15 protein-coding genes and 1 tRNA gene are annotated in these 14,507 nt (G+C 41.9%); 13 read left to right on the forward strand and 3 right to left on the reverse strand.

Going from position 1 to position 14,507, the window contains the following annotated elements:
* Positions 1–3: 3 nt before the first annotated feature.
* The 12 genes from IIB39_00670 to IIB39_00725 all read left to right on the forward strand — a co-directional run bounded on the left by IIB39_00670 (position 4) and on the right by IIB39_00725 (position 9,456).
* Complete coding sequence (locus IIB39_00670; GenBank protein MCH8927212.1) at positions 4–459, forward strand: helix-hairpin-helix domain-containing protein; 456 nt, start codon at positions 4–6, stop codon at positions 457–459.
* Positions 460–474: 15 nt separating this feature from the next.
* Positions 475–1,431: a hypothetical protein gene (locus IIB39_00675; GenBank protein MCH8927213.1), complete on the forward strand. Its 957-nt coding sequence runs from the start codon at positions 475–477 to the stop codon at positions 1,429–1,431.
* A gap of 21 nt (positions 1,432–1,452) precedes the next feature.
* Complete coding sequence (gene pilM, locus IIB39_00680) at positions 1,453–2,433, forward strand: pilus assembly protein PilM (protein ID MCH8927214.1); 981 nt, start codon at positions 1,453–1,455, stop codon at positions 2,431–2,433.
* 6 nt (positions 2,434–2,439) lie between these two features.
* Complete coding sequence (locus IIB39_00685; GenBank protein ID MCH8927215.1) at positions 2,440–3,504, forward strand: hypothetical protein; 1,065 nt, start codon at positions 2,440–2,442, stop codon at positions 3,502–3,504.
* A gap of 3 nt (positions 3,505–3,507) precedes the next feature.
* Entirely contained in the window at positions 3,508–4,041 is a 534-nt protein-coding gene (rsmD, locus tag IIB39_00690; GenBank protein ID MCH8927216.1) for a 16S rRNA (guanine(966)-N(2))-methyltransferase RsmD, read from the forward strand.
* Positions 4,038–4,517, forward strand: coding sequence for a pantetheine-phosphate adenylyltransferase (gene coaD, locus IIB39_00695; GenBank protein ID MCH8927217.1), 480 nt, complete (start codon positions 4,038–4,040; stop codon positions 4,515–4,517). Before rsmD ends, coaD begins: the two co-directional genes overlap by 4 nt.
* Before the next feature lie 6 nt (positions 4,518–4,523).
* Positions 4,524–5,543 (forward strand): phosphate acetyltransferase, encoded by a 1,020-nt coding sequence (gene pta, locus IIB39_00700; GenBank protein ID MCH8927218.1) that lies wholly within the window; start codon positions 4,524–4,526, stop codon positions 5,541–5,543.
* A complete protein-coding gene (locus IIB39_00705) occupies positions 5,530–5,811 on the forward strand; it encodes a zinc ribbon domain-containing protein (GenBank protein MCH8927219.1) in 282 nt (93 codons plus the stop codon). Before pta ends, IIB39_00705 begins: the two co-directional genes overlap by 14 nt.
* Positions 5,812–5,832: 21 nt before the next feature.
* Complete coding sequence (icd, locus tag IIB39_00710; GenBank protein ID MCH8927220.1) at positions 5,833–7,074, forward strand: isocitrate dehydrogenase (NADP(+)); 1,242 nt, start codon at positions 5,833–5,835, stop codon at positions 7,072–7,074.
* 12 nt (positions 7,075–7,086) lie between these two features.
* Complete coding sequence (gene obgE / locus IIB39_00715; protein MCH8927221.1) at positions 7,087–8,070, forward strand: GTPase ObgE; 984 nt, start codon at positions 7,087–7,089, stop codon at positions 8,068–8,070.
* Positions 8,045–9,154: a DNA-protecting protein DprA gene (dprA, locus tag IIB39_00720; GenBank protein ID MCH8927222.1), complete on the forward strand. Its 1,110-nt coding sequence runs from the start codon at positions 8,045–8,047 to the stop codon at positions 9,152–9,154. The genes obgE and dprA overlap by 26 nt, the downstream gene beginning before the upstream one ends.
* Positions 9,155–9,373: 219 nt before the next feature.
* Positions 9,374–9,456 (forward strand) — tRNA-Ser (locus IIB39_00725).
* Positions 9,457–9,708: 252 nt separating this feature from the next.
* Here IIB39_00725 and IIB39_00730 read toward each other — a convergent pair.
* From IIB39_00730 to IIB39_00740, 3 genes are read right to left on the reverse strand one after another with little or no spacing between them, the layout of a single operon-like run.
* Complete coding sequence (locus tag IIB39_00730; GenBank protein MCH8927223.1) at positions 9,709–10,959, reverse strand: ZIP family metal transporter; 1,251 nt, start codon at positions 10,957–10,959, stop codon at positions 9,709–9,711.
* Between the two features lie 35 nt (positions 10,960–10,994).
* Complete coding sequence (locus IIB39_00735) at positions 10,995–12,014, reverse strand: multicopper oxidase domain-containing protein (protein ID MCH8927224.1); 1,020 nt, start codon at positions 12,012–12,014, stop codon at positions 10,995–10,997.
* 45 nt (positions 12,015–12,059) lie between these two features.
* Complete coding sequence (locus IIB39_00740; GenBank protein MCH8927225.1) at positions 12,060–12,722, reverse strand: metal-dependent transcriptional regulator; 663 nt, start codon at positions 12,720–12,722, stop codon at positions 12,060–12,062.
* A gap of 723 nt (positions 12,723–13,445) precedes the next feature.
* On the opposite strand from IIB39_00740, the gene IIB39_00745 reads away from it, so the two are divergent.
* Positions 13,446–14,447, forward strand: a complete 1,002-nt coding sequence (locus IIB39_00745) for a Gfo/Idh/MocA family oxidoreductase (protein MCH8927226.1) — start codon at positions 13,446–13,448, stop codon at positions 14,445–14,447.
* Positions 14,448–14,507 lie beyond the last annotated feature (60 nt).

Below are 14,507 nucleotides of genomic sequence, written 5' to 3' on the forward strand. Positions count from 1 at the left end.
ATAATGAATAAATATTTTACACAAAAAGAATCTGTGGCAATCGGTTTTCTTGCTATAGCGTTTCTTGTGGGCGAAGGTGTAAATTTCTACAGGGAGAAGGCAGCAAAAGAGCGCTTGGAAAAATCTCTCCCATTACTTGTAAGCGAGAACAGAAAATTTCTTGAGACAACTTCCATGCTCGAAGCTCAGTTTGAAAAAGAAAATCAAGGAATAGAATTTAACGATAATGGTTCTCTAAAATCGCTCAATATAAACGTTGTCGGACTTGATGCGCTGACATTACTGCCCGGTGTTGGAAAAGTAATCGCCGGCCGAATGTTAGATAGAAGAATCAGAAAAGGTCCTTTTGAAACCGCAGAAGAATTGCTTGCTATCAAAGGTATCGGCCCAAAGAAATTTAAAAATATTCAACCGTATCTGATTATAAATGATTCAACAATGAAGTATAAGAACCAATAAAACTCGGGAGGTAGAGTGCTGAAGCTGCATGAAAAAAAGTTATCTAAATATTTTGACATAATAATTGGCGTCATGGTGGTTTTGTTCTTAGCAGTGCTATTTATTCCAAAATATCTTTGGAGCGAGGAGGATAGACTCAGGGAAGAATGTCGAACTCGGCTGGAAAATATTTATGAGTTAGAAATAGAATTTTTCCGATTAACTAACAGATTTCCTACTTCACCTGAAGAAGCGTTAATGCTGGTAAACGCTGTGTTGGATTCTGCCAGGGCAGATACAGGGTTCTTCGGTGCTGAGACTCTGATGATAGATACTTCCGTATATGTCATAGATACTCAGGGAGATATTGTAGCACGTGTAGACACATTATTAACATTACCGGAATCTGTTGATGAATTTAATTGTCCGTTGGCTCAGGAGCGATATACGATTAATATAGAGGGAAATAGAACTATTTATCTCGCCTGTCCTATTAAAAAGGAATTGGAAATTTTTAAAATCACAATGGTGGAGGCGGATGATTCACTCCGAAGCCTTTATGCTGAAGTAATTGCGGAAGACAATTACGAGATTCATACACTTGATGCTTTGAGTAAAATACCATCTCATCAGGCGGAATTAATGCCGGAACTATTTGTTATTGATGATAGGCTCATAAATGATGGAAATCTCGAAATAGTGAATGATATATATGAAAATGATGAAGATGCGTTGGTTCTGCTGATGATGATTCAAGAACCGGATACCTCGGATGAAGCTAAACGAAAATTTCCTACTACGAATGGAACTATACCCTATTCATTCTCTCTCGGTGATCTTAAGGATAATATCGATGGAACAATACTTACTTCGCCAAGACGCTGGCTAAGAGAGGATTATTACGAGCGGCATTTTTTATTTTTTTCGATGGTTGATTCTATTCACGGTTTCATCGAAGATGGCGATAGATCGTGGCTTTACGGAGATCAATAATCTATTTAGGGGCAGAATAAATTGAGCGCTGATAATAATCAGAAGTTTCCATGCGTCGGTATCAGTATGGAAGGAAGCATAATTCGTTCAGTAGAATTAGGGGTGGATAATGGCAAGCACAAACTCCTGGCTGTTAACGAGATGGAAGCTTCGAGTAATTTATGGGAAGAAATTCGATCTGATTCGGGCAATTCCGAACAATTATTATCATATTTGAACCCTGCAATTGAAGCGTTACCTGAAAAACCGAAATCTATCGCTATCGCATTAGATTCTAAGTCAGCAGTTATAAAAGTTCATCTTGTTGATACCGGGCTTCCGGAAGAAGAAAAAGACGAATTTATTCAGTGGGAGGCGAGAAAACGGTTGGGAGATTCGTATGGTGAATATGCAGTTACAATTTACCCGCTTTTAGAAGAAATCCCCAAATTCAGTAAATACCTATCCGTATCTGTAAAAAATGAAACGATTGAGCTATTAGACTCAATTTGTTCCTCTCTGGATATTCCGCTTGAGGTCATTGATGTGGATGTTTTTGCAGGAATAAATGCCGTATTATTTCTTAATGAACAGGCTTCATCGGGGAAAACATCAATTTTTAGATATTTGGAAAACGAATATACCGTAACTAATTTAATTGACGGAGAATTTATAAACAGCTCTCTGTTTCATAAAGAAAAAGATGGTTCGACTTTTATCGTTAACTCGTCCTCAAAAGATAAGGATACGGAAGATATTATCAGTTCACTTTCATCGGATAATCCTTCAAGTCCATTGAAAATTGTAGATAATATTTATATCTATCAAGGTGCTGCGCAGGGTGCATTATTAAAACCGTTGTTAGAAAAAGACGGGGATGGCAGGATTATGGAGGTTAATCCTTTTAGTGAAATAGAGCTGGGCGATGGCGTTAATAAAGCAGTGTTTGAAGATAATCCCGCTCGATTTACAGAAACATTTGGTATGGCGGTTCGGCTGTTGGACAACGAAGAAGGTTCTTAAAACGTTATGGTAAAAGTAAATCTTCTAAATAAGCAAGCATCGGAACCCGAAGAGCCGAATGATCTCTTGAATAATGAGGACACTGCTGTTCCCGATATGTCCAATCCGTCTGAACCGGAGCCTGAAACAAGCGCAAAAAAGGGCGGAGCTCTAAAATATATTTTGCTCATTTTTATCGCACTTATCGCTACAGGCTCAGCATATTTCCTCTACACAAAAGGGTGGAGTCTTAAAGATATAAGCTTCAAATCCGATGACTCTCTCATTATTGCGGATGAATCTTCTATGGATGAATCACCCAAAAAGAAAGCTTCGGTACGGAAAAAGAGCAAAGTTAAGAAAAAACTATCGACTATTAAACCCCGGGACCCGGACGTCAAAAAAGAACAACCTAAATCTAAACCCAAACAGAAGCCTAAATCTCAAAGTAAGAAAAAGGTTCCAAAATCCGCCAATATAGTAGTAGCAAAGGCGGCAGATGGAAGGAATCTGCTTGAGGTATTAAATTCAATTGTGACCTCTTTGGACGAAGAATCAGGAGATTTGAAATTGGCAGTATCGAGCAGCCGAGTAACGCTTGCCATTAATCTAAATTCAAGAGAGGATGCCGCATTGCTGTTAAGAAGAATTCGTCAAAAATGGCCGCTTAGCAATCTAAGGGCTGTTAGATTTGAGCAAACAAATAACCTGTCGGCATATAATTATGCGACTCAGTTTAATGGATCAGTAAAATCTACCGCAGTAGCGCCCGCAATGGAAGGTGGAATTCGCACAAAGATGAATCTGGGCGACTTTAAAAAACTTCTGTCCGGCTATCTTACAAAATCAGGACTGACTTCGAGTAGTTTGGATGCAAAAAAAGGAGTTAAAGGTAAGTCGGGAACTGTTATTCCAATAGTAATAACGGCTGACGGGGCTAATGAATCTATCGTACTTTTCATGGAATCTCTTATAAAATCCGATGCATCATATACTGTTTCAAGAGCATCAGTATTGAGCAAAGACGATGCCGTTTCCAAGATGTCTATCTATTTGAGCCTTAATATCGGATCAGTTAAGGCTCGCTCCTGATTAATGGTAAGAATTATATCCGGTACCCTGCGCGGTAATAAACTTGCTAATTTTACCGGTAACGATGTTCGTCCCACTTCAGACAGGATTAAGGAATGGATATTCAACGTACTTGGCAATATCGAAGGCTCGAAAGTTCTTGATTTATTCGCGGGAACGGGCAATCTCGGCATAGAAGCTATCAGTAGAGGAGCGGAATCTGTCACATTTGTTGACAGATCATCTAAATCACTTCAGTTAATAAAGAAAAATGTAACTCTTATGAAATTAGAAAACAGTGTAGAGATTCAGCGAAAAGATTCTCTGAAATTTATCGGTAAAAAAAATAAAGGCGAGTTTGACCTCATATTTGCCGATCCTCCTTATTCGTATTCTGATTCATCACGTTTAACGCTGGGAGTTATAAATATTTTGCCGCAATCCGGTACTTTCGTCTATGAAACGTCTATGAAAGTAAGTAAAAACTTGCCGATAGAGCCCGGTCGGGTGAAAAAGTTCGGTGAAACAGTAATCAACATTTACAGAGGTGAAAATTGAAAATCGCAGTATATCCCGGAACATTCGACCCTATTACTAACGGACATATCGACATTATTCAAAGAGGGTTGCGTATCTTCGACAAGATTATAGTCACGGTTGCCGTAAATCCGGGAAAGTCACCACTATTCAGTCTTGAAGAAAGAATAGAAATGATCGAGCAGTCAATTGGAGCGGTAGAAAATGTGGAAGTTGCTCAATTTCACGGTCTGATAGCCGAATACCTTAAAAGTGTGAACGCTATCGCTATGATTAGGGGTCTGAGAGCTATTTCGGATTTCGAATACGAGTTTCAAATGTCTCTTATGAATCGGAAATTAAACGAGGAAGTAGAAACAGTATTTCTTATGCCTGCGCAAGAATATATCCACTTGAATTCTACGATAATCAAAGAAGTCGCAAGTTTTAACGGTGATATAAGCGAATACGTACCGAAAAACGTCGAAGACAAACTGAACGAAAAGTACGGCAGGTAAAAGCTGTTGAATCCAATTGACCGAATAATTCATAAGGCAACAGCTGTCGGCAGCAGTTTGGTTTTCCCTGAGGGAGAAGATTTAAGGGTAATCAACGCCGCCGCTGCAATTATAGAATCGAAAATCGCAAGTGTTACGCTGCTTGGAGATGTGGGGAAAATTCAAATAACAGCATCGGAAAACAATCTCGACTTGAATCGGATTTCGCTGATTGACGCTTCCGCTTCCGAATATGAAAATGAATTCAGTGAGATAGTAAAAAGTAAACTCAGCGATAAAGATTCGTCTGCCGAATCTATCTCCGAAATTGTCGAAAACCCCGTAAATTTCGGCGCTCTGATGGTATCAACGGGTAAAGTGGACGGATGCATCGCAGGAGCTGTAAACAGAAGCGGGGACGTTATCAGAGCCGCGCTCAAATTCATAGGCTTGGATGAAAAATCACGTCTGCTTTCCGGTTCTTTTCTTATGCTCTCTCCCGACGGAAACAAGGCATATACATTCGCCGATTGCGGCGTTATTCCTGACCCTTCCGCAGCTGTGTTGGCAAAGATTGCAATTGCGTCGGCCAGAAACCATAATAGTTTGACGGGAGAAGAGCCCAGGATAGCGTTTCTTTCTTTCTCCACAAAAGGAAGCGCGAATCACAAGCGGGTTGAGAAAATGAGAGAGGCTTTACAGGCAGCACAGAAAGAATGCCCGGAATATCTCATGGACGGTGAATTGCAGTTCGATGCGGCATTTGACGCAAAAATCGGTGGAGAAAAAGCTCCCGAAAGTGATGTAGCGGGACGGGCGAATGTGTTTATTTTCCCCGATCTCGATAGCGGAAATATCGCTTATAAAATAGCTCAGAGAATGGGCGGCTATGAAGCGCTTGGACCGATTCTTCAGGGTCTAAAATTTCCTATGAATGATTTGTCAAGGGGATGCTCCTCCGAGGATATAGTTAAGGTAGCCGCTATAACAGCTGTTCAGACAGAAAATGTAAACAGGAAAGAGAATAATATTTATGCCCACGTATGATTATCAATGTTCCAATTGCGGATTTCGGTTCGAAGAATTTCAGAATATTTTTGCTGATCCGATTAAAAAATGCCCGGATTGCAAAAAGAATAAAGTTATCAGAATTATTAGCGGCGGCGCAGGATTAATATTTAAGGGATCGGGATTTTATATTACCGATTACAAAAATAAAAAGCCGACTGAAACTAAATCAGCTGAAACTAAATCAACGGATAAAAAACCAAAGAAAAAAGAGACAGCGAAAAGCAGTGCCGAAAAAAAAGATTAACTATAAATCCAGGAAAAATATATGGCTTATGACAAACTGAATCTGCCTGATAACGGGGAGAAAATAAAGTTTGAAAACGGAAATATAGTCGTACCGGCAAATCCTATAATCCCGTTTATAGAGGGTGATGGAATAGGTCCTGATATTTGGAAGGCGACTAAAATAGTTATTGACGCGGCTGTAGAAAAAGCGTACGGTTCCGAGAAAAGTATCGAATGGTTAGAGATCTATGCGGGTGAAAAGGCGAATGATCTATACGGAGAATACTTGCCGGATGACACAACAGCCGCAATCAGAGATTTTTTTGTCGCAATAAAAGGTCCTCTTACGACACCTATTGGCGGTGGTTTCCGCAGCCTGAACGTGACTTTGAGACAGGTATTAGACCTGTACGCTTGTATCCGACCCGTGAAATATTATAAGGGTGTCCCGAGTCCTGTAAAAAATCCCGAGAAGATGAATATTGTTATATTCCGCGAAAATACGGAAGATGTGTATGCAGGAATCGAATGGAGGGAAGGGAGCGACGAGGCGCTGCAGGTGATCGATTATTTGAAAGAAAAATTTGGTGTCGAAATCAGGAGAGATTCAGGTATCGGCATAAAACCGATTAGTATAACGGGTACCAAACGTTTGGTTCGCAAAGCGATTCAGTTTGCGGTTGAGAATGGGAAACGAACTGTGACATTTGTACACAAGGGCAATATAATGAAGTACACTGAAGGAGCGTTTAGAGATTGGGGCTATGAATTGGCGTCGGAAGAATTCGGGTCTGAAACTATCTCTGAGAAAGATCTATGGGATAATCATAATGGAGAATTACCTGACGGAAAGATACTCATAAACGACAGGATAGCCGACAGTATGTTTCAACAGATTCTTACCCGCACAGAGGACTATCAGGTCGCCGCTATGCCGAATCTTAACGGTGACTACCTCTCCGATGCTTGTGCCGCTCAAGTCGGAGGTCTTGGAATGGCTCCGGGAGCAAATATAGGCGACGAGATCGGATTGTTCGAAGCCACGCACGGAACGGCTCCCAAATATGCTGATAAGAATATGGTTAACCCCGGCTCATTGATTCTTTCGGGAGTTATGATGCTCAAATATCTCGGTTGGTCGGAATCCGCAGCTCTCATCGAATCGGCATTGGAAAAAACCATTCAGCAAAAAAGAGTTACTTATGACCTTGAGCGACAGATGGACGGCGCAACCAAATTAGGTACGTCGGAGTTCGCTGAGGCAATAGCGCAAAACCTCTGAGTAAAATAAAAATTGTTTGTTGATTACGCCGTATTAAAAGTTAAAGCCGGAAATGGCGGCAACGGGATAATTAGCTTCCGAAGGGAAAAACACGTTCCGAAAGGCGGACCCGATGGGGGGAACGGCGGTAACGGCGGAAGCATAATCGCTGAGACAGATTCCAATCTTTCAACACTTCAGGACATTAAGTATCGGAAAAGCTACAAAGGAAAAAGGGGAATGCACGGTTCCGGCGCGAATAAGAGCGGCAAAAGAGGCGACCCGGTGATAATCAAAGTGCCGCCCGGCACCCTGATAAAAAACGCTGACACAGGGGAGTTAATAGCCGACCTGACCGAACCGGACGAAAGCGTTGTTGTTGCGAAAGGAGGTAGGGGCGGAAAAGGAAATGCTTCTTTTAAAACGGCAACGTTTCAAAATCCCGATGAATCTGAATTGGGAACCAAAGGAGAAGAAGTCACACTCGAGCTGGAACTTAAATTATTGGCTGACGTGGGAATCGTCGGCTATCCGAATGCGGGGAAATCTACACTGCTATCACGCATAAGCTCTGCCAGACCTAAGATTGCCGATTACCCGTTCACTACGCTTGAGCCTAATCTCGGTATCGTCCGTATAGAAGACTATAAAAGCTTCCTGGTTGCCGATATACCCGGCTTGATAGAGGGCGCGCACAAAGGGAAGGGACTTGGCGACCGCTTCCTTAAACATATCGAACGAACAAAAATTATTTTGTATCTGATAGATTTTCTCGAAGAATCTCCCGCTGATACATTTAAAAAGTTAAAGCATGAATTGTCTTCGTATAAAGTTGACCTGTCGAGTAAGCCTTATCTTGTTTCCTTGAATAAGATAGATGCCCTTGAAGAATCGAAAAGAAAATCAGGCTCGCAAATTGGAGATAAAGAACCCTTTATGATATCCGCCGTCAGTGGCGAAGGAGTGGATTCATTACTACACGGATTATGGGATGAGCTCAAAAAACTTTCCGATTGAAGACATACTTCGGCTCTACAACGCTCCTAATGTGGGTCCGGCAACATTCATATCTTTTGTAGAAGAGTTCGGCTCTCCCGCAGAAGTGTTTCGCCGGTCAGCGGGTGAACTTTGCGCAATAAAAAGAATCAATACAGATAGAGCTTCGGCGATTCTTTCATCCGACAGCAGCGAATTCATTTCATCTCAATTAGCGTTAATAGAACGGACAGGCTGCAAGATGGTTTCCTATTGGGACGATGAATATCCACAGCGGCTGAAAACCATTTTCGACCCGCCGCCCTTTTACTTCATCAGAGGCGAGTTAATAGACGAAGACGATTACGCGCTTGCGGTTGTGGGCACAAGAGGCGTGACATCCTATGGCAAATTGATGACAGAAAAGCTCGTAACCGAGCTTGCGCGGGAAGGATTAACGATTGTAAGCGGACTCGCATCGGGAGTTGATTCTATCGCGCACAAAGCGGCTCTTGCCATAGGCGGAAGGAGTATCGGCGTTCTCGGTTCGGGTTTGGACAGGATATACCCGCAGGAAAACACCGGCTTGGCGAAAAGTCTGTCTGAAAAAGGCGCGCTCATCAGCGAGTTTCCTATGGGCACAGCTCCCGACAGAGGCAACTTCCCGCAGCGGAATCGGATTATAAGCGGCTTGAGTCTCGGAACTCTGGTGATTGAGGGAGACGTAAAAAGCGGCGCACTCATCACGGCATATTACGCTGTGGATCAAAATCGGGAAGTGTTTGCGCTTCCAGGAAATGCGACTTCGAAAATGAGCAGAGGGCCGCATCGGCTCATTCGCACAGGAGCGAAACTGGTCACTTCCGCGGAAGATATCCTTTCAGAGCTTGATTCAATAGTTGAGAGAGGACGAAAACCGAAACAGACCAAGCTGGTTTTTGATTTCTCTCCCGATGAGCAAACGATAATGGAAGTTTTGGACAGCGAACCGCTTTATATTGACGAAATCGCTGAACGTTGTTCGATAGCAACATCTCAAGCGCTTGGAACGCTGTTAGGCTTGGAATTGCGTTCACTCGTACGGCAACTCCCCGGGAAAATGTTTATCAGTCTTGTTCACAATTAATTATGCTGCCTGAAAGAAAGATGAAATTGATCCGGAACTACGTTCCTCCCAAAGACTGCGTGAGTGCGGGTTAGGGCCACCGCCGTTGGCGGGACTTACGCTTGCCCTGACTGCATGATGTACAAAAAGTAGTGCATTCCGGATAGAACAAAGCGATCTCGCGCTTTAGAATGCAAGTTACTTGCATCTTTAGCAAGATTTATTAGATTTAATTGCCTTGGAGGGCTGGTCAGAATGGTAATGCGGCGGTCTTGAAAACCGCTGGGAGCAATCCCTTAGAGGTTCGAATCCTCTGCCCTCCGCTGAGAAAAACCCTCAGAGTGAATGTGTGAGTGTATTACATGCATTTTAGAGGGAGTTTTTCTAACATTTCTACTTACACTTATTGTTCACCTTTTTAGTGCTATTTAGGCGATTTTTACGCTGATATGGCACATATACGGCACAAAATTTCAGGGCAAATACGCACTCGCAGATCAATGTAAATTATCTGCCATATCTTCGTAATCACTCTTCAAAATATTGTTTGGCGTCAGATGAATTTGGACAAAATTTCAAGCAGTTACGAAAAGCCCTGTAGCATACATTACTGCCAATCCACTCATAAAGCCGATCACGTTTCTATAGGTAACAATGGAGTCGACATTACGCCGTATTGACGCTAATCGCATCTGACCGTAAATTAGCAGCACAACCTGAAATATAGCTCCGGCACCTATTGATAATAGTAGTAACGACCATACACGAGAGAAGGTAAATCCACCGATCCATGTTCCGATTATGGTGGGAGCCCCTGCAACCAATCCTAAAACTAATAGATGCCAGAGAGGGAACTTACTTCGGGATAAGGGTGCCACTATGGCAATCCCTTCAGTTATATTATGAATCATGAATCCGAGTACAAGAAAGGCTCCTAATGATACCTCTCCCACTGCGTACGCTCCACCAATAGCAAGCCCTTCACCAAGATTATGTATTCCAATACTTAAGGCAATGATATAAGCCAGCGTTAGTACTGATTTGGTGTCTAAAGAGGTTGCATTTTCTTTTGATTCCTCATTTTTGCGTGCACGATGCTTAGAAACAGTTTGATCAATAGCTGTAAGAATGAGCATAGTTGCACTGATTCCAATAATAATAATCCCTGTGCCGTTAAGGACGTCGGCAACTTGCGCACTCAATTCAATCGCTTCAGCAATGGCATCACCGCCAAGGAATACAAGAAGTCCAATCGTTAAAGCCAAAAAGAAATCATACCACTTACGGTCAATGCGACGCAGGAAATAAATCCATAATAGGCCAAGATAGACCGGTATAACACCAACGTATATGCCGAGCATAGCAAAATTTCCCATCAGCGACCAAGTAACTTTTGGTGTCATCGTCGCTATTTCCACTTCATGTGTAAACGCCATACCCGTACCCGTGATAAGAACGATTTCATACGGTTCACCCTCAACCCAGGGATAGGGAATATGCACTGTGGCCTTTCCGAGACGTGGAATAGTTGGACTCGGCTTTATAGTGAATTGATATGATGTCCTGTTGAACCAACCTATCTGCACATGGGCTATAGTAAGCGGTTCAGGACCGCTATTAAAAACTTCAGCGTCAATGCCTGTATCGCTAAAGATAATTCGTTCGAACGAAAGTTCTTCTAAGGGAGCCGGCACATAGTCACGTAAGCCGGTTCCGTTTATGATAATAAACAAAACCAAGCCCGCAAGCAGCATTAAGGGCACTAAGCCGCTAAGTACCAATTTCAAAAGTGAGTATTTTCCCGAGGATGCGCTTTCTACACCCATATTGATTCTACCTCCATGACAAAAGATTTAGTTTGCTAATTTACGGGTGGAGATGGTTGTACATTAAACCAGCCCATCAAACCTTGTTCCATATGCTCCGAGAAATGGCATTGAAACATATAAGTTCCCGGATATTTGTAAGTGAATTCAAATATTGCTCTTTCAGTTATTGCAAGGTCAGTAACATCGGTAAGTTCCTGAGGCTCAAGAGAAGTTCCGGAAGGAAATAGATCAAACATGTTTGCGTGGATGTGTGGAGCCATCATTTCTTCAAACATGTTCAGTACATACATTCTTACAGGTTTTCCTAAAGTAAGGGAAACGGGATTGTGAGCATATTGGAAAGCCTTGCCATTCCACGAGTAAAAATCTGCACTCCCATCTCTGTCGGTGTCAAACGCACTCATGACGAATGCCAGCTCCTGTGCCTCCGGACGGGGCGTACGTGGATCGATTATCATCATACCGTATAATCCATTTAGAAGGTGCTGTGATACCGGATTAGAATGGCAATGATATGGGAATACACCATAGGGTTCCGCAATGAATTCATATATAAATTTCTCACCTCCGGGTACGAGTTCGAACACACCGTCCATATCTGCCGGATGTATTCCATGAAAATGAATTGTATGAGGAAACACTCCATTATTTATAAGGGTTACCCGTAGAGTATCTCCCTCTGTAGCCCGTAAGATCGGTCCAGGTACGGTGCCGTTAAAAGTCCATGCAGGTATTTTAACCCCGGGAGCCACCTCGTGGATTGAATCCTCAGCAATTACTAATGTATACTCAACAAGACGAGGTTTACCGGGCGGAATTCGCGCGGGAGGTGGGGTTGGATCATAAACCTCCTCAAGCGGTTTACGGGGCATAGAGGGTCTATTGAATTGAAATCTGGCGCTGCCTAATAATGACGAATTGGATTCATTAGTTTGTGCCTTATTTTCATCTTCATACTGCCCTAATATGTAACCACCGCCAAATATTGTGAATATTATCAGTGTTGCTAATAATAATTTGTTCGGCCCAATGTGAAGGAATGAATTGTACAATTTTACCTCCGAATCCTTTTTGGTTATGCCTAAATTTAATCATAATTACTCAGTTAACATCTCATCTACATAAACTGAATCTGCTATCTTATTTCCTACTATAATTTCAGTATTATCAATTTCAATCGTTATAGGTCCACTGAACGGCTCAACATTGGTGACTTTAAGTACGGTATTAGGATAGAGTCCCTTATTTGCCAGATAGATAAGCTTTTTGGAGTCTTCTTCCTCGACCCTTTTAATTAGTAAATCTTCACCCTTTTTTGCTTGACTAAGCCGTCTAAAGCTATCATTAGATACATAGCCATCCTTCGTCGGAATAGGGGCGCCATGCGGGTCATTTGTCGGATTATTTAATAGTATATCTATTTTATCTTCAATTTCTTCAGAGAGAATATGTTCCATTTTATCAGCTTCTTCGTGTACTTTTTCCCAAGGAACACCCATAGTATTTTGAAGATATAACTCTATTAATCTATGATGCCTGATAATCTCCAATGCGATTTTTTTTCCAGTCGCGGTCAGCGTCACCCCCTTATAAAGTACATGAGTAATTAATTCAGATTCAGCCAGTTTCTTGAACATACTTGTGACTGTGCCCCGCGTGACTCTCATTTTATCTGCTATAATTGTAGTAGTAGACTTCTGGTTCTCCGAGGTCACTCTGTAAATTGTGGCCAGATAATCTTCAACTTTGCTCGTTATCATTTTGTATCTCTTAATTATATATTTTGAATAACCTAACTTAATAGTTAGAAATATAAATAACAAGACTTTTATATGACCAAATCTAATATATTAAAAAATGATGATTCAGAGGATAATTATTAGCTATCGAGACAAGGTGTGAAGTGTCTTATAAATGTAGGTCATCTGGTCTCAATTGGTCTGGAGTGGTCTGGAGAATGGCCTGCCAGACATATGTCAGGCGGGCAATCAGATGGCAGCGATATATGTAAGTGGCTGAGTATCAATAGCAACGACGTTCTTGAAAACCTAAGGAATTACACACACTGCCTCTTCGAGGCACCCCTCTCAAGAGGGGAAAGTAAATCCCTCGCCTGTTAAGGATGTTGCCCCGCCGAAGGCGGGATTGAGTCCCGAAGTAAGCGGGAAATCCCTCGCCTGTTAAGGATGTTGCCCCGCCGAAGGCGGTGGCCCTCCGCAAGATTAGAACCCACTGTAAGTGCTGATAACAGTGGGTTTTATTGATTTATGTAATGTGGGTTTTCACAAATTACTAGTACGCTAATTGTTTACCATTAGTTCACCATTTGGTCTCCTTTAGTCTGGTTTGGTCTCCATTATGGCAGCTATATGCCAGCCTTTTTTATTCTCTATCCCAGTTGAAGTTTTATTGATTCGGATACGTTTGTGTTTAAATTACGTACGATGTGAGATGAAACATAACAACAGAAGGGCGTCCTATTCGTGAAAAATATTAAACCGGTAAAATTGGGTATAATCGGTTGCGGGATAGCAGCCAAAGCGCTCCATTATCCAGCATTAAACACACTACAAGATAAATTCAAGATAACTACTGTCTGTAATCATACGGAACAGAAAGCAAGGGAATTCTCGAAAATTGTCGGCGGTGTGCCTTACACCTTAGATTATAAGGAACTTCTTGCAATGGAAGATATAGAAGCCGTGGACATAGTTCTTCCTATACATCTGAATCGTTTAGTGGTTTCCGATGCTCTGAATGCGGGAAAACATGTAATAGCTGAAAAGCCCATCGCCGGAAATCTCTCTGACGCCCACGACCTTGTCAAACTCGCGGATAGTTCTAAACAGGTGTCTATGATTGCTGAAAATTACAGGTATAGGAAGGTGTTTCAAAGAACGAAAGAGCTTATAGAATCGGATGCTGTCGGTGACCTGAATTCCTTCTCTTGGAATATTTATTATAAACTGGATGAGAATAATGAATACGCTCGTACACAATGGAGGATCGATCATAAATACGAAGGCGGAGTTATCACTGACGCAGGCGTGCACAACATTGCGGCATTAAGACTACTTTTCGGCGATATCGCTTCAGGTTCCGCTTTGGTTTGGAACGTAAATTCCGCTGTTGGACGCACAGATTCCATTAAATTAAATTTTAAAACAACCAACGGGATAAACGGGTCGTTTAACATGTCAGCAAGCGTTGAAGGTTATTCAGAAAACAGACTGCTCATTTTCGGAAACAGAGGAACCATTAGTATTAGGGATGATGACATTGAAGTCATGAATCCTGAAGGAGAATCTTTTAAAGAATCGATGAATGACGATGGAGGATTCAAAGCGCAATTCGAAAATTTTTATGACGCTGTGCGAAACGGCAGTGAGGTGGTCAGCACATTTAAAGAGGCTTATAAAGATATTGAAGTTCTTCTGAACGCTTATCTCTCCTCTGAAAGCGGTATTCCCTTCAAAATAGAATAAATTTCCGGAAAAAATTAACTAACAAACTTTGACCATTCCATTGAATAACTTTACCAATAA

The organism is Candidatus Neomarinimicrobiota bacterium (assembly GCA_022573815.1).
Taxonomy (GTDB): domain Bacteria; phylum Fidelibacterota; class SORT01; order SORT01; family SORT01; genus JACZTG01.